The following is a 15,689-nucleotide window of genomic DNA, read 5'->3' as shown; positions in this document are numbered from 1 at the left end:
CCCAGGCCAGCGGGGCCAGCGATAGTCGCGTGCCCCCCTATCAAGCAAGGGCCTTCCCATGCCGACTGCAGTCACTGGCGCGCCTGGCGCTCATTACACCACCATCGAGGGCAAGATCCCTCTCTGGCTCAAGCAAGCCCCTCCAGAAGTTCGTCGCGCATTGCACGACTGGCAACGAGCACCTGCCTGGCTTGCAACGGCGATCCGGCAACAACCGGAAATCGCCAGGGCATGGCAGGAAGAGCATGCTCGCCACCGCGAACACCAGGCGCAAGTGCACAAGCTGTTCGAACAGCTGCCCGAGCTGGAATCCTTTGCCATCCAGGCCCTGACCGGAGCCATCAAGCAACGGTTCGGACTCGACCTGGATGTGCGCAACACCCACTTGGTCGATGCCCGCCTGATCGACACAACCAACGCGGCCGACAGTCGCCTGGCTGTCAACCGGGCCACCCGCTCGCTGCTGCACTGCGCCCTGCACAACTTCGACCAGCCCTCCTCTGCCGAGCGTGGCATGGATGCGCCCGCCGCCCTGCTGAAAAAGTCGGTCATCCTCGATCACCGACGCTTCCTTGGCACCACGCCGATCACCAACGCACTGCCTGTCAGCGCCGAAGACTTCGCCGGTTTGTGCCGTACCCTGGATATCGGCGGCAAGTACCATGAACGGGTACATGCCATCTACTACCCTGCGGCCACGACAGCACTCAGTGCCGATGAAGCGGCACTGGCCGTTTATGAAACCCTGGGGCGTGCCGAGGTCTCGGCTTTCAGGCAGTCGCTGCATTTCGCCCGCCTCAAGGGCGATATCAGTGAAGCGTTATACAGCGCGGCGCTTGCCGCGCCGCTTGACCAGGCGCCAGTGACAGGCTCGCCTGTAGCGTTCAGCTTGCTCCACTTGTGGGAAGCCGAACTGACCGGCGTGGTGGTCATCAGCCTGCAAACCGAAGGTCATCAGGCCGTGGCGCTGTACATTCCCGAGGACAGCACGGCCCCGCTCAAAGAGTTCGCCAGTCAGCAAGCCTTGCAGGACGAGCTGCGTGACCGGCTCCAGGCCAACATGGAGTACTTGGACGTACACATTGCCGACCGCGACAAAGCGGCGATCATCACCCGCCTCAAGGACCGGCTGACGCCCATCAGCTGGAGTGTTCGCGGGGTGCTGGAGCGAGTGCCTGATCCACACGCCACCCTGCACCCGGTCAAAAGGCCGTTCAGTCATGCATTCCAGGGTGTGATGGCGTTTCAGAAAGCCCAGCGCCATGAAAAGGATGTGCTGTTCCACGCGACCCCGACCGAAATCGTCGACCGACGCACCGCCCAGGCACACCGGGAACTGTTCGCCGGCCGCGTGCTGAACGCCCTCAACATCGCCGGCTTTTTCGTACCCGGGCTGGGCGAGCTGATGCTTGCCGTGTGCGTGGTTCAGTTGGCCCATGAGGTCTATGACGGCATCGAAGCCTGGGAGAATGACGAGCGCGATACTGCTTACAGCTACATGGTCGATGTGATCGAGAATGTGGCGATCATGACGGCCCTCACTGCGGCGGCCAAGGCAGTACGAGGTGCGCAGAAGGGCGAAGCCGGCGCTGGCCAGGACGGGCCAGTGATAGAAGAGCCTGATGACCAGGAAGAAGAGATAGAACGTATTCCTGTGGAAACGCCCTCATTCATCGAGGAACTGGAAAACGTCGAAACGCCCGAAGGCCTGGTGCGCCTGTGGAAACCCGACCTCGCGCCCTACCGGAGCACCGAAGTGCTGCCCGACGGGCTGGCAGCGGACGAACTCGGCCTGCGTCAGCACAACGGCAGGCGCTGGCTGGTGCTGCAGGGTAATCGGTACAGGGTCGAACAGGCAGCCGCTACCGGCGAGTACCGCCTGCAACACCCGCAAAACCCTCGTCGCTATCAGCCGCCACTGCGGCACAACGGCGCCGGGGCCTGGTTGCTGGCAACGGATAAACCGCTGAGCTGGTCGGGCATGACACTGTTGCGCCGTATCGGCCACCTGAACGCGCACTTCGACGAAGCGACGCTGCAACGCATCATCGCCATCAGCGGCACGGACGAAGACCAGCTGCGCAGGGCCTTGGCCGAGAACCAGCGATTGCCGGCCTTGCTGGAAGACACCCTGCAGCGCTTCAAGCTCGACGAAACGATCCGGCAACTACCCACTATCAGCGCCAGACCAGCCGAGTTTGCCAGGGCTTACGCGAAACTGCCGGCCGTGCTGGTGCCGGGTGCCGAAGTCATCCAGCGGCTCTATCCACAACTACCAGACGGAGTCAGTAATGAACTGGCACGCGCCGCCAACGCCAGCGAGTTGCAGACGCTCGGCGAGGGCAAGGTGCCCCTGCGCCTTGGCGAAGAAATTCGCCTCTACCGGCAACAGATTCGCCTGGCCCGCGCCTACGAAGGGCTGTACCTGAACTACGTGCCGAACTGGGACAGCGACCGGTTGATCGTGCATACGCTGGCGCACTTGCCTGGCTGGCCCGCGGAAACCCGGGTGAGGCTACTGCAGCGGCTGTCGTGGCCCGCTCAGGAACATGAGCTGGGGCCGTTGGATGGGCGCCCGTACACAACCATCACCCACGCCGAGGCTGGGTACATCGTCCATGACGATAGCCAACCGAGTGCAGCGATCACCCCCTACCCGAGCCTTTACATTGCCTTGTATGAGGCTCTGCCGCAGGCCATGGCACACATGGGTATCACCGATCAGCAGGCGCTACAGCGCCTTGTACAGGAGAGCCCCCTGCTGCCCCGCCCGGCCTTGAGGGTGCTACTGGGCATGCAGCCTGTGCGTCCCGGCTACCGTTCGCCCATGCGCCTGGCCAATGGCCGCGTGGGCTACCCGCTCAGTGGTGGCGGCGCGGCCACACAGGGCGTCACCCGCCAGCGCCTGCTGGAAGCCGTCGAAGCCACGGGGCTCGTCACACGTACCGGCCAGTCAGCGGACCAGATTTTGCTGGCGCTTTCCGGCCACGGCCGTACACACCTGGAGGTTCTCGAACATTTGCAGACCTTGCTGGAGCAGCGCAATGAGCTGCAAAGCCGGCTGGACGACTGGAGCGAAGCCATTTCACCGGCAACCGACCAGGCTGCGCTCGACTATGACAACTTGCGTGACGCGATCATGCAACACTGGTACGACACGGCCCTGGACGAAAGCGCCGGGCATGCGACCGGGCTGCGTATCACCCACGTCCCACTGGCCGACATCCCCTTGACCTTGCCTGAGTTTTTCAACGCACGCGTGCGCAGCCTGAGCCTGATCGACCTGTCGTCAGGCTCGCTGGCAGGCTGGGCGCAAAACGAGCGCCTGCTGAATCGCCTGCTCGAGCAGTTGCCACACGTCGAATCGCTGGAAATCAGCCGACCTTATGACCCGAGGGCAACGCCTTCGTCTTTCCTGTTCAGCATACCCACCATCACCGAGCGCTTGCCCGCCCTGCAGCGGCTGGCGATAACCAACCAGAACATCATGCTTTCAGACAGCGACCTCAACCTGCTGTCCGGCCTTGGTCGGCTCAGGTACCTGGACTTGAGCGGTAATCGCCTGGCGCAAAACAACAGCCCCAGTTTCCACGAGCTGACCCTGGACTACCTGGGCCTGAACCAGATGCAGCTGTCCCAGTGGCCCATCGGCATTGGCAGCGATGCCCTTGCACGTATCGCACACCTCTCCATGCGCGACAACAACCTCAGGTCGTTGCCCTCGTTCCTGCTACACGAAGCAGACACACTGGCCGCACCGCCAGTGATCTCACTGCAGGGCAACAACATCAATGAAAACCACCTGCAGCGCTTGCTGCTGAATGATCGTATCGACCTGTCCGGCATCACCACGGACCAGCCCGCCGTGCTCGCTGAGCAACTCGCTCGCATCCGCAGCGAGCGGCAACAGATGCGCGATGCGCTCGATGGCTGGGCGCAGGCCTCCAGTTCGAGCAACCCGCTGACCCAGGCGGCACTGGCGGACAGGCAGCGTATCCAAAGCGCGGTCAGCCAGTTCTGGGAACAGCAGGAGCAAGGCCAGCTCCACCTGCGCCTGCATCTTGAGGACGTTGCCATCGAGCATTTCCCCCGGCGGCTGCCTGCGTTTTTCGGGGAACGCGTACATGCAATGATACTGACCCGCTTGCGTGGCAGCGCATCGCAGCTCGATGAACTGCTACGCCGCTTCCCCAATGTGACCCGGTTAACCATCGATGCCCACCAGGCTGCCACCGCCTCGCTGGCTTCTGCCCTTGCACGCCTCCCCCAACTCACCTACCTGGAATTTCTCAACATGGGCCTGGAAGTCGATCAGGCGATGCTGGAAACCTTCGCCGGGCTCGCTCACCTGACCTCGCTCGACCTGTCCGGCAACCGCGTGGGCACCATCAGCCAGGTGCCCGCACGGTTATCCAACAACCTGCAGTCACTGGGGCTGACCAACATGAACCTGCAGGCCTGGCCAAGTTGGTGTGACAGCCTGTTGCCGCTGGAACTGTTGGACCTGAGTTCGAACAACATCAGTCAACTGCCCGACCACATCCTCTCGAACTTGAACAATCCCATGCCGATCACTTCGATCGCCTTGTTCGACAACCCATTGCCACTCGATACCATCCTGCGCGTGCGCGCGTTCTCGGACAGCCAGCACAGCTACTCCTTCGCCCTGGATATCCCTGGCAATCTGTTGCTGGCCGATTCATCAAGCGAAGGCTCACTCGAGCACCCGCACTTCCCGTTGCTCGGTGACGATTCGCCAAGGGTTGAAGCCTGGGCGCGTGGCAGCGAAGCGCAGAACGAAGCATTGCAGGAATGCTGGAAAACCCTTGAAGGCAGTGACCTCTTGCGCCTGGCGGGCCGTTTGCAAAATGCTGCGCCCTATGTCGACCCGAATACCCAGGCCAGCTTCTGCGAGCGGGTGCGCATCATGCTGGTGGTGGCTGCGAGCAATGAGACCGAGCGCCCTATCATGGAAACCATCGCTGCGGCTGCCCTGCCTGACCCGGAAACCGGCTCGCAAACCTGCCATGACGGCGCCCTGCAGGAATTCAACAATATCGAGCTGTACTTGATGAGCCAGCGCTTGTTGATCGACGCTGGCGACACCCTGCAAACGCTGCGGCGTCGCCTGTTGCAACTGTTCCGGATTGAACAGCTGGAGCTACTGGCCAACCAGCGCTCCGGCTCGGGTGACCTGGTTTCGGTACGCCTGGCTTACCGCCGTGAGCTGGCCAGGGAACTGGACCTGCCGATCGCCGACAGCATGCGCTTTCGGGGTGCCGCAAACCTGGCGCGTGACGAGTTGTCCGGCGTTCTGGAGAAGGTCCGGCGAAGTGAACTGAGCGATACACTGGTGAACTACATGCTGGCGAACACGGACTGGGTTGCACGCCTGCGCGCCGAATTCAGCGAGCGCTTCACCGAAATCGAAGCCCGTTACCGCCTGCGGGTGCTGCAACTGGCCAATGAAAACCACTCGCTTCAGGACGAACTGAACCTGCAGCAGGGCCTGCAAGACGATAAAAACCAGGAAGAGCGGGAGTTGCTGCGCGAACTCACCATCGCCCAGGTCAACAACAACTGACCTTGAAGTGCGGCGACGCGCATGGCCTGCATCGCGTCGCCATCATCAAAGGCGGCATTTACCGCCCATATCGCTCTTTGCCCCATGCCAGCAGTGCCTGCAACAGCTGTTGCAACACCTGCTGGGTCGGCTGTGCCAAGTCTTCGCGGTAGGCAAAAGGCTCGGTTTCTTCCATGTAGGTGCTCTGCGCCAGCTCCAGTTGCACCGCATGGATGTGGTTGGCCGGGTCACCATAATGCCGGGTGATATGCCCGCCCTTGAAGCGACCATTGAGCACATGGCTGTAGCCCGGCGCTTTGGCACATACGCCTTGCAGGCGCTCGGCCAGTGCCGGATCACAACTGGCACCATTGAAAGTGCCCAGGTTGAAGTCCGGCAACTTGCCGTCGAACAGGTGCGGGATCAATGACCGGATCGAGTGGGCGTCCCACAGCAATGCGTAGCCAAACTGCTCACGCAAGCGGTTCAGCTCGCTGCGGAGCGTCTCGTGGTACGGGCGCCAGATCTGCTCGAGGTATTGCTTGCGCTGCTCGCCGGTCGGCGCCAGGCCGTCCTTGAACAGCGGCTCGCCCTCGAACAACGTGCCCGGATACAAGCCGGTGGTAGCGCCCGCGTACAACGGTTTGTCGTCATCCGGGCGGTTCAGGTCGATGACGAAGCGCGAATACTCCGCCGCCACCACACTGGCGCCCATCCCGCGGGCAAAGTCGTACAACCGTGGGATGTGCCAATCAGTGTCCGGCAGGCTGCGCGCCTGGTCGACCAGGCCGTCGCGCACGGCGTCGCTCAGCCGCAGGCCGGCATGGGGCATGCTGATCAGCAGCGGCAGGCGGCCTTGGTGAAAACTCAGTACCTTGTCCATCGTGCCTCGCTCAGTTGGAAATTTCGTGGCCCTTGCGCACCACGCGCTTGGGCAGGTCGCCGCCGAGCCAGTAGGCCAGGTCGGCAGGACGGGCGATCTGCCAGGCGACGAAGTCGGCGACCTTGCCGACCTCCAGCGAACCGTGGCTGTCACCCAGGCCGAGTGCAGCGGCGGCATGCAGGGTGACGCCGGCCAGGGCCTCTTCCGGGGTCATGCGGAACAGCGTGCAACCCATGTTCAGCATCAGGCGCAGCGACAAGCCAGGCGAGGTGCCCGGGTTGAGGTCGCTGGCCAGGGCAATCTTCACACCGTGGCGGCGCAGGGCATCCATCGGCGGCAGCTGGGTTTCGCGCAGGAAGTAGAAGGCGCCTGGCAGCAGCACGGCAACGGTGCCGGCCTTGGCCATGGCGATCGCGTCTTCCTCGGTCATGAACTCCAGGTGGTCGGCCGACAACGCCTGATAGCGCGCTGCCAGGCTGGAGCCGTGCAGCGAAGACAGCTGCTCGGCATGCAGCTTGACCGGCAGGCCCAGTTCATGTGCCTTGATGAACACCTTTTCGACCTGTACCGGCGAAAACGCCAGGTGCTCGCAGAAGGCGTCCACCGCATCCACCAGTCCTTCGGCAGCCAGGGCGGGCAGCATCTCGTCGCAGATATGGGCGATATAGTCGTCGGACCGGCCGGCATACTCCGGCGGCAAGGCATGGGCGGCCAGGCAGGTGGCGCGCACCGCCAGCGGCAGCTCGTCAGCCAGGCGCCGGGCCACACGCAGCATCTTGCGCTCGTTGGCCAGGTCCAGGCCGTAGCCAGACTTGACCTCGATAGTGGTCACTCCGTCGCGCATCAACGCCTGAACCCGCTGGCGAGCGCTGGCGAACAGCTCATCCTCGCTGGCCGCGCGGGTGGCCCGCACGGTGCTGGCGATACCGCCGCCCTGGGCGGCGATCTCGGCATAGCTCACGCCCTGCAGGCGCTGTTCGAACTCGCCGCTGCGGTTGCCACCGAACACCGCATGGGTGTGGCAATCGATCAGCCCCGGGGTGACCCAGGCGCCGCCCAGGTCCACCGTGCGGTCGACATCGAAGGGTTGCAACTCGGCGCGGGGGCCGATCCATTCGATCAGCCCGGCGCTGGTGACGATGGCCGCGTCCTCGATGATCGAGTAACGGCCTTCGGCCAGGGTTGCCGCGTGGCAGTGCTGCCAGAGGGTTCTCATGTGCAATCTCCTTGACTAGCGGTGCAGCTCGACCGGCGCGTGCTTACCTGCACGCGGCTTGCACCACAGCAGGTAGGACGCCACCAGGAACACCACCCAGACCACGCCGACCAGCAAGGCCGCCTGGGTATCCGGGAAGTAACCGAGCACACCGAAAATGAACACCATGAAGGCAATGGCCATGGCCGGACCATAGGGCCAGAACGGTACCGGGAACTGCAGCTGCGCCTTCTCTTCACGGCTCATGCTGCGGCGCATGGCCACCTGGGTGACGAGGATCATCAGCCACACCCACACGGTGGCGAAGGTGGCGATGGAGGCGATCAGCAGGAACACGTTTTCCGGGATCAGGTAGTTGAGCAGCACGCCGACCAGCAGCGCCGCGCCCATCACCACCACGGTCATCCATGGCACGCCGTGTTTCGACAGTTTGCCGAAGCTGCGCGGTGCATGGCCTTGCTGAGCCAGGCCGTACATCATGCGGCCGGCACCGAAGATGTCGCTGTTGATTGCCGAGATCGCAGCCGAGATCACCACGATGTTCAGCACGGCGGCGGCGGAGCCAATGCCGAGATGGCTGAAGATCTGCACGAACGGGCTGCCTTCGCTGCCGATCTGCGGCCACGGGTACAGGCACATCAGCACGAACAGGGTCAGCACATAGAACAGCAGGATGCGCAGCGGCACGGCGTTGATCGCCTTGGGGATGACGCGCTGTGGGTCCTTGGCTTCACCGGCGGTGACGCCAATGATCTCGATGCCACCGAAGGCAAACATCACCACGGCGAACGATGCGATCAGGCCGCCGATGCCATTGGGCATGAAGCCGCCATGCTCGACCAGGTTGCTGATGCCCACGGCATGTTCGCCACTCACCTGGCTGAAGCCGAAGGCCATGATGCCGAGGCCGGCCAGGATCATCGCCACGATGGCGCCGACCTTGAGCAGCGACAGCCAGAATTCCATTTCGCCGAACACCTTGACGTTGCACAGGTTGAGGCCGCCGATCACGAAGACGATGCCCAGCACCCAGATCCAGCGGGCCACTTCCGGGAACCAGAAGCCCATGTAGATACCGAAGGCGGTGATGTCGGCGATGGCCACGATGACCATCTCGAAGGCGTAGGTCCAGCCGAGGATGAAGCCGGCCATGGGGCCGAGGTAGGTGGTGGCGTAGTGGCCGAAGGAGCCGGCCACCGGGTTGTGCACAGCCATCTCGCCAAGGGCGCGCATGACCATGAACACCGCAGCGCCGCCGATCAGGTACGCCAGCAGCACGGCCGGGCCGGCCATCTGGATGGCCGAGGCGGAGCCGTAGAACAGGCCGGTGCCGATGGCAGAGCCAAGGGCCATGAAACGGATGTGGCGGGCCGTTAGCCCGCGCTTGAGACCTTGAGCTTGTTGCATGTCACGTCCTTAAATTGTTTTTGTGGTCGTGAGATCGAAGGGGGCTGCCTTGCAGCCCTTTTCGCGGGACAAGCCCGCCCTTACAGGAGAGCGTTGCCTCTGTAGGAGCGGGCTTGTGCCGTGAAAGGGCCGCGAAGCGGCCCCGGGGGCATCACAGGCTAGGCAGGACACCAGCAGGCAGCAGCCCGGTCAGGCTGCCCTTGGCCAGCAGCTCGACAGCTGCCTCGATGTCCGGCGCAAAGAAGCGGTCACGGTCGTAGTGCGGCACTTCACGGCGCAGCGCCTGACGCGCCTGCTCCAGCTTCGCCGAAGTCTTCAGGCCTTTGCGCAGGTCCAGCCCCTGACACGCACCCAGCCATTCGATGGCCAGCACGCCACGGGTGTTCTCGGCCATTTCCCACAGGCGCTTGCCAGCAGCCGGGGCCATCGACACGTGGTCTTCCTGGTTGGCCGAGGTCGGCAGGCTATCGACACTGTGCGGGTGCGACAAGGCCTTGTTCTCGCTGGCCAGGGCAGCTGCGGTGACCTGGGCGATCATGAAGCCGGAGTTGACCCCGCCGTTTTCCACCAGGAACGGCGGCAGCTGCGACATGTGCTTGTCCATCATCAGCGAAATGCGGCGCTCGCTCAGCGAACCGATTTCGGCAATCGCCAGGGCGATGTTGTCGGCGGCCATGGCCACCGGCTCGGCGTGGAAGTTGCCACCGGAAATCACGTCGCCTTCGGCGGCGAACACCAACGGGTTGTCCGACACGGCGTTGGCTTCGATGCCCAGCACCTCGGCGGCCTGGCGGATCTGGGTCAGGCAGGCGCCCATGACCTGTGGCTGGCAGCGCAGCGAGTACGGGTCCTGGACCTTGTCGCAGTTCTTGTGCGACAGCGACACTTCGCTGGCGTCGCCCAGCAGGTCGCGGAAGCAGGCCGCAGTGTCGATCTGGCCGCGTTGGCCACGCACTTCGTGAATGCGCGCATCGAACGGCGAACGCGAACCCAGTGCCGCTTCAACGCTCAGGCCACCGCAGGCAATGGCGGCGGCGTACAGGTCTTCCGCCTGGAACAGGCCGCGCAGGGCATAGGCGGTGGAAGCCTGGGTGCCGTTGAGCAGGGCCAGGCCCTCCTTGGCAGCCAGGGTCAGCGGCTCGAGGCCGGCGACCGCCAGGGCTTCGGTAGCCGACAGCCACTGGCCCTGGTGACGGGCCTTGCCCTCGCCCAGCAGAACCAGCGACATGTGCGCCAGCGGTGCCAGGTCGCCGGAAGCGCCGACCGAGCCCTTGAGCGGAATGTGCGGGTAGACCTCGGCGTTGACCAGGGCGATCAGCGCATCGATGACCTTGCGACGGATACCGGAGAAACCACGGCTGAGGCTGTTGATCTTGAGGACCATGATCAGCCGCACCAGGGCATCGTCCAGCGGTGCGCCGATACCGGCAGCGTGGGACAGCACCAGCGAGCGCTGCAGGTTCTCGAGGTCATGGCTGGCGATGCGGGTGGAAGCCAGCAGGCCGAAACCGGTGTTGATGCCGTAGGCGGTGCGGTCTTCGGCAATGATCTGCTCGACGCAGGCAACGCTGGCATCGATGGCCGGCGCGGCGCTGGCGTCCAGTTGCAGGCGCACGGGCGCGGCGTGGATGGTGCGCAGCTGGGCCAGGGTCAGGGTGCCGGGCTTGAGGGTCAGTACGGTCACTTCGCTACTCCAATTCTGTCAGGGGCCCGCAGGCCCCTCTTATTGTTCAGTATCACTCAAAGCGCAGCGATCAGCCCGTGATCATCGGCAGGTCGAGGCCCTGCTCCTTGGCGCAGTCGATGGCGATGTCGTAACCGGCATCGGCATGGCGCATCACGCCGGTCCCCGGGTCGTTGGTCAGCACGCGAGCGATACGCTCGGCGGCTTCATCGGTACCGTCGCAGACGATGACCATGCCCGAGTGCTGGGAGAAGCCCATGCCCACGCCGCCGCCGTGGTGCAGCGAAACCCAGGTGGCGCCGCCTGCGGTGTTGAGCAGGGCGTTGAGCAGCGGCCAGTCGGAGACTGCATCGGAGCCATCGCGCATGGCTTCGGTTTCGCGGTTGGGGCTGGACACCGAGCCGGAGTCCAGGTGGTCACGGCCGATCACCACCGGTGCCGACAGCTCGCCGCTGCGGACCATTTCGTTGAAGGCCAGGCCCAGCTTGGCGCGCAGGCCCAGGCCAACCCAGCAGATACGTGCCGGCAGGCCCTGGAAGCTGATGCGCTCGCGGGCCATGTCCAGCCAGCGGTGCAGGTGGGCGTCGTCCGGGATCAATTCCTTGACCTTGGCGTCGGTCTTGTAGATGTCTTCGGCATCACCAGACAGCGCCGCCCAGCGGAACGGACCAATGCCGCGGCAGAACAGCGGGCGGATGTAGGCCGGGACGAAGCCTGGGAAATCGAAGGCGTTGGCCACGCCTTCTTCCTTGGCCATCTGGCGGATGTTGTTGCCGTAGTCGAAGGTCGGGATGCCCTGCTTCTGGAAGTCGAGCATGGCCTGTACGTGCACGGCCATCGACTGTTTGGCGGCCTTGACCACTGCAGCCGGCTCGGTCTGCGCACGGTCGCGGTACTGTTCCCAGGTCCAGCCGGCCGGCAGGTAGCCATTCAGTGGGTCGTGGGCGCTGGTCTGGTCAGTGACCATGTCCGGGCGCACGCCACGCTTGACCAGCTCTGGCAGGATTTCGGCGGCGTTGCCGTGCAGGGCGATGGAGATCGCCTTGCCTTCGGCGGTGTACTTGGCGATGCGTGCCAGGGCGTCGTCGAGGTCAGTGGCCTGCTCGTCGACGTAGCGGGTTTCCAGGCGGAAGTCGATGCGGCTCTGCTGGCATTCGATGTTCAGCGAGCAGGCGCCGGCCAGGGTTGCGGCCAGTGGCTGGGCGCCGCCCATGCCGCCCAGGCCGGCGGTCAGCACCCACTTGCCTTTCAGGCTGCCGCCGTAGTGTTGGCGACCGGCTTCGACGAAGGTTTCGTAGGTGCCCTGGACGATGCCCTGGCTGCCGATGTAGATCCAGCTGCCGGCGGTCATCTGGCCGTACATGGCCAGGCCCTTGGCATCCAGCTCGTTGAAGTGTTCCCAGTTGGCCCAGTGCGGCACCAGGTTGGAGTTGGCGATCAGTACGCGCGGGGCGTTGCTGTGGGTCTTGAACACGCCGACCGGCTTGCCCGACTGCACCAGCAGGGTTTCGTCGTCTTCCAGGCGGGTCAGGGTCTCGACGATCTTGTCGTAGCAGGCCCAGTTGCGCGCGGCGCGGCCGATGCCGCCATACACCACCAGCTCTTTCGGGTTTTCCGCGACCTGCGGGTCGAGGTTGTTCATCAGCATGCGCAGTGGCGCTTCGGTCAGCCAGCTCTTGGCGGTCAGTTTGTTGCCACGTGGGGCACGGATTTCAACGTCACGGTATTTGTTGTTGTCGGTCACGGGAAGGTCCTCGGCGGTTGTCCGCGGGCAGTTGTGTCGTGGTCAATATACAAACACATCTTTACTTGTATGTACAAGCATGGACAACCAAAATAATCGGACCCTGGGGCAGGACTGGGGGTTCGGGGGTGGGGCGTATATCGAGCGCCGCCCGCGCGGCGCATCGCAGGCAAGCCTGCTCCTACATTTGTTTCGGGCCAGTTACGCCTGTGCCGTCGCGCGCGAACGCCCTGTTTGTTCACCTCAATATCGAGCCATGCGCCAAGGGGCCGCGCGCGCAGGCAACATGAGCATTGGCCCGAAACAGATGTAGGAGCAGGCTTGCCTGCGATGCGCCGCGCGGGCGGCGCTCGATCTCACCGGCGCCAAAAATGTATCGGCGAGCCCTCAGCGCGCTTGCAGCTCGATCAGGCAGAATCGCCCCTGCACATCCAGCCCCAGCAACGCGTCATTGCCCTCGAGCCGCAGGCAGTCATACAGGCCCAATCGCTGCGTTTCATGCCCAGCTATCGCCACTTCAACCTGATTGCTCGCCGCAAACAGCAACACCGTCGACGCCGAGCTGTACAACCGGCTGGTGCCGTCGAACCACTGCAAGCGCGCCCGATAGCGCTGCGGCGCGTAGATCAGGTTGAAGTCGCGGATCGCCCCACCGAGCAATTGGCAGCTGACCTGGCTCTCGCCACTGAAGGCGAAGGCATCGAACGGCAGCAGCGGCCGGCTGGCCTGACCGTCGACCAGCAAACGCATGCCGTCACCCTGCAGCACGGTGATGATCCGCTGGTAGCCGGTGAACACGGAAAACCCGCCCGACTCCTCGATATCGGCGATCGACAGGCGCCAGCCGAAACCATCCAGCCCCTCGCCGTTGTCACGGGTGATTTCTTCGGTGAAACCGCCACCGTTCTTCCAGGGCATGCGCGGGTAATCCTGCGCACGCAGCAACTGCAACTGGGTCATTTACTGAAACGTCCTTCAAGGCGGTGACGGGAACCCGGGTGGATCAGTCGCGCCGCCGTCACGGGCTGACGGCCAGACCAGGTGCGACGGCGAATCAGCAGGCAGGGCTCGCCGCGTTCGATCTGCAGCAGGCGGCACTCTTCGGGCTCGGCGAGAATCGCCTCGACCACGTGCTCGCCCTCGGTCAGCGGCGCGACCTGGGACAGATAGGCATAAGGCGTCTGCCGGGTGAAGTCCTGCTTGAGGTACTCGGGGGCAATCGCTGCGTTGACGTAGCGGTCTTCGATCTGCACCGGCACGCCGTTCTCGTAATGCACGATCAGCGAGTGGAACACCCGCTGCCCTTCGCGCATGTCCAGGGCCAGGGCGCGCTCGGAACCGGCGGCCTCCTCGGCCAGCTTGATCACCTGGCAGCTATGCTGGTGGCCACGGCCGGCTATCTCGTCGGCGATGTTGTTGACCTCGAACAGCGCCGAGCGGCTCTTGGGTTCGGCGACGAAGGTGCCCACGCCCTGCATTCGTACCAGCAGGCCCTCAGCGGTGAGCTCACGCAAGGCGCGGTTGATGGTCATGCGGCTAAAGCCCAGCTCACTGACCAGTTCGCTCTCCGAAGGCACCCGGTGATGCGGTGGCCAGCTGCCGTTTTCGATCTGCTGGATGATCATCTGCTTGACCCGGGCATACAGCGGCGCCGGGCCCTCGCCCATCTGGGCAACCAGCGCGGAGACAGGAGGTGTCGGCACGGCGTTGAGTCCTTAGGCAATGGAATGAGCGGTAGCTTGCCGCAGTTTACCCGGCAGGCAAACGCCTGTATATGTATATACAAGTTAAACAATAACAGGATTTTTGCCGATGTCCGCCTATTTTGCCGAACGCGCCCTGCTGCCCACGGGCTGGGCCAGTAACGTCCGCCTCGAAGTCTCCAGTGATGGCCTGCTGAGCCGAATCGAAGCCGACGCCTCGGCCGAAGGCGCCGAACGCCTGGCCGGGCCGCTGCTGCCAGGCATGCCCAACCTGCACTCGCACGCGTTCCAGCGGGCCATGGCGGGGCTGGCGGAGGTCGCGGGCAACCCCAATGACAGCTTCTGGACCTGGCGAGAACTGATGTATCGGCTGGTAGGCAAGATCACCCCGGAGCAGCTGCAGGTCATTGCCCGCCAGCTGTACATCGAGATGCTCAAGGCTGGCTACACCTCGGTGGCCGAGTTCCACTACGTGCACCATGACCAGGCGGGCAAGGCCTACGCCGACCCCGCCGAGCTGTCCCGACGCATCAGTGCGGCTGCGGCCAGCAGCGGCATCGGCCTGACCTTGCTGCCGGTGCTGTACAGCCATGCCGGTTTCGGCGGCCAGGCACCGAATGGAGGGCAGCGACGCTTCATCAACTCAACCGAACAGTACCTGCAACTACAGGCGCAGCTGGCGCCATCGCTGGCGGCAAAACCCGCGCAGCAACTGGGCCTGTGCTTCCACTCGCTGCGCGCAGTCACGCCCGGCCAGATCGCCGAGGTGCTGGCCGCCGGCAATCAACAATGCCCGATTCATATCCACATCGCCGAACAGCAGAAGGAAGTCGACGACTGCCTCGCCTGGAGTGGGCTGCGGCCGCTGCAATGGCTGTATGAACATGTCGAAGTGGACCGCCGCTGGTGCCTGGTGCACGCCACCCACGCCGAAGCTGACGAAGTCACCGCCATGGCGCGCAGTGGCGCAGTGGCCGGGCTGTGCCTGACCACCGAAGCCAACCTGGGTGACGGTATCTTCCCGGCCGTGGATTTCCTGGCCCAGGGCGGCCGCATGGGCATCGGTTCGGACAGCCATGTGTCGCTGAGCGTGGTCGAGGAGCTGCGTTGGCTGGAATATGGCCAGCGCCTGCGGGATCAGCGGCGTAATCGGCTATACCGTGGCGATCAGCCGATGGTCGGGCGCACGCTGTATGACGCGGCGCTGGTAGGCGGAGCCCAGGCACTGGGGCAACCGGTTGGCGAGCTGGCGGTAGGCAAGCGGGCCGACTGGCTGGTGCTGGATGGGCAGGACCCGTATATCGCCATGGCCGAGGGCGACGGGATTCTCAACCGCTGGCTGTTCGCGGGTGGCGACCGTCAGGTGCGGGATGTGATGGTCAATGGCAAATGGGTAGTGCGCCAAGGGCAGCACGCCCATGAAGAAGAAAGCCGGCAGGCGTTTGCCGCCGTGCTGCGAACACTACTGAGCTGAATGCAGAGGGGCCGC

General features: G+C 64.1%; 9 protein-coding genes. 2 read left to right on the top strand and 7 right to left on the bottom strand.

All coding sequences use genetic code 11. From position 1 onward, the window contains the following. Positions 1–58: 58 nt before the first annotated feature. Positions 59–5,584: a dermonecrotic toxin domain-containing protein gene (locus ACIPZ8_RS04840; RefSeq protein WP_400720055.1), complete on the top strand. Its 5,526-nt coding sequence runs from the start codon at positions 59–61 to the stop codon at positions 5,582–5,584. Positions 5,585–5,642: 58 nt separating this feature from the next. Here ACIPZ8_RS04840 and hutG read toward each other — a convergent pair whose 3' ends face one another. The 7 genes from hutG to hutC form a co-directional block, all read right to left on the bottom strand. Continuing rightward, entirely contained in the window at positions 5,643–6,446 is an 804-nt protein-coding gene (hutG, locus tag ACIPZ8_RS04835) for an N-formylglutamate deformylase (RefSeq protein ID WP_400720053.1), read from the bottom strand. 10 nt (positions 6,447–6,456) lie between these two features. Further along, positions 6,457–7,662 (bottom strand): imidazolonepropionase, encoded by a 1,206-nt coding sequence (gene hutI / locus ACIPZ8_RS04830; RefSeq protein ID WP_400720051.1) that lies wholly within the window; start codon positions 7,660–7,662, stop codon positions 6,457–6,459. Between the two features lie 15 nt (positions 7,663–7,677). After that, complete coding sequence (locus ACIPZ8_RS04825) at positions 7,678–9,069, bottom strand: amino acid permease (RefSeq protein ID WP_400720049.1); 1,392 nt, start codon at positions 9,067–9,069, stop codon at positions 7,678–7,680. Between the two features lie 151 nt (positions 9,070–9,220). Beyond that, positions 9,221–10,753, bottom strand: a complete 1,533-nt coding sequence (gene hutH, locus ACIPZ8_RS04820) for a histidine ammonia-lyase (protein WP_400720047.1) — start codon at positions 10,751–10,753, stop codon at positions 9,221–9,223. Between the two features lie 70 nt (positions 10,754–10,823). Then, entirely contained in the window at positions 10,824–12,497 is a 1,674-nt protein-coding gene (gene hutU, locus ACIPZ8_RS04815; protein WP_051099534.1) for a urocanate hydratase, read from the bottom strand. Positions 12,498–12,884: 387 nt separating this feature from the next. After that, positions 12,885–13,457 carry a HutD family protein gene (locus tag ACIPZ8_RS04810; RefSeq protein WP_400720045.1) on the bottom strand — a complete coding sequence of 191 codons (573 nt, stop codon included), beginning with the start codon at positions 13,455–13,457 and terminating at the stop codon, positions 12,885–12,887. Continuing rightward, positions 13,454–14,164 (bottom strand): histidine utilization repressor, encoded by a 711-nt coding sequence (gene hutC / locus ACIPZ8_RS04805; RefSeq protein WP_178083372.1) that lies wholly within the window; start codon positions 14,162–14,164, stop codon positions 13,454–13,456. The genes ACIPZ8_RS04810 and hutC overlap by 4 nt, the downstream gene beginning before the upstream one ends. Positions 14,165–14,309: 145 nt before the next feature. Here hutC and ACIPZ8_RS04800 point away from each other — a divergent pair, with 145 nt between their 5' ends. Further along, the gene (locus tag ACIPZ8_RS04800; RefSeq protein WP_400720043.1) at positions 14,310–15,674 is read left to right on the top strand and encodes a formimidoylglutamate deiminase; all 1,365 of its coding nucleotides are present in this window, start codon (positions 14,310–14,312) and stop codon (positions 15,672–15,674) included. The last annotated feature ends 15 nt before the right edge of the window (positions 15,675–15,689 follow it).

It is taken from the genome of Pseudomonas sp. NPDC089422 (genome assembly GCF_044749405.1).
Lineage (GTDB): Bacteria > Pseudomonadota > Gammaproteobacteria > Pseudomonadales > Pseudomonadaceae > Aquipseudomonas.
The sequence above is the reverse complement of the archived record's forward strand: the minus strand, read 5'-3'. Positions and strand labels throughout refer to the sequence as shown.

Excerpts from the sequence above, each read along its gene's own strand:
- ACIPZ8_RS04840 (WP_400720055.1), top strand. The coding sequence starts at position 59 with ATGCCGACTGCAGTCACTGGCGCGCCTGGCGCTCATTACACCACCATC.
- hutG (WP_400720053.1), bottom strand. The coding sequence starts at position 6,446 with ATGGACAAGGTACTGAGTTTTCACCAAGGCCGCCTGCCGCTGCTGATC.
- hutI (WP_400720051.1), bottom strand. The coding sequence starts at position 7,662 with ATGAGAACCCTCTGGCAGCACTGCCACGCGGCAACCCTGGCCGAAGGC.
- ACIPZ8_RS04825 (WP_400720049.1), bottom strand. The coding sequence starts at position 9,069 with ATGCAACAAGCTCAAGGTCTCAAGCGCGGGCTAACGGCCCGCCACATC.
- ACIPZ8_RS04810 (WP_400720045.1), bottom strand. The coding sequence starts at position 13,457 with ATGACCCAGTTGCAGTTGCTGCGTGCGCAGGATTACCCGCGCATGCCC.
- hutC (WP_178083372.1), bottom strand. The coding sequence starts at position 14,164 with ATGGGCGAGGGCCCGGCGCCGCTGTATGCCCGGGTCAAGCAGATGATC.
- ACIPZ8_RS04800 (WP_400720043.1), top strand. The coding sequence starts at position 14,310 with ATGTCCGCCTATTTTGCCGAACGCGCCCTGCTGCCCACGGGCTGGGCC.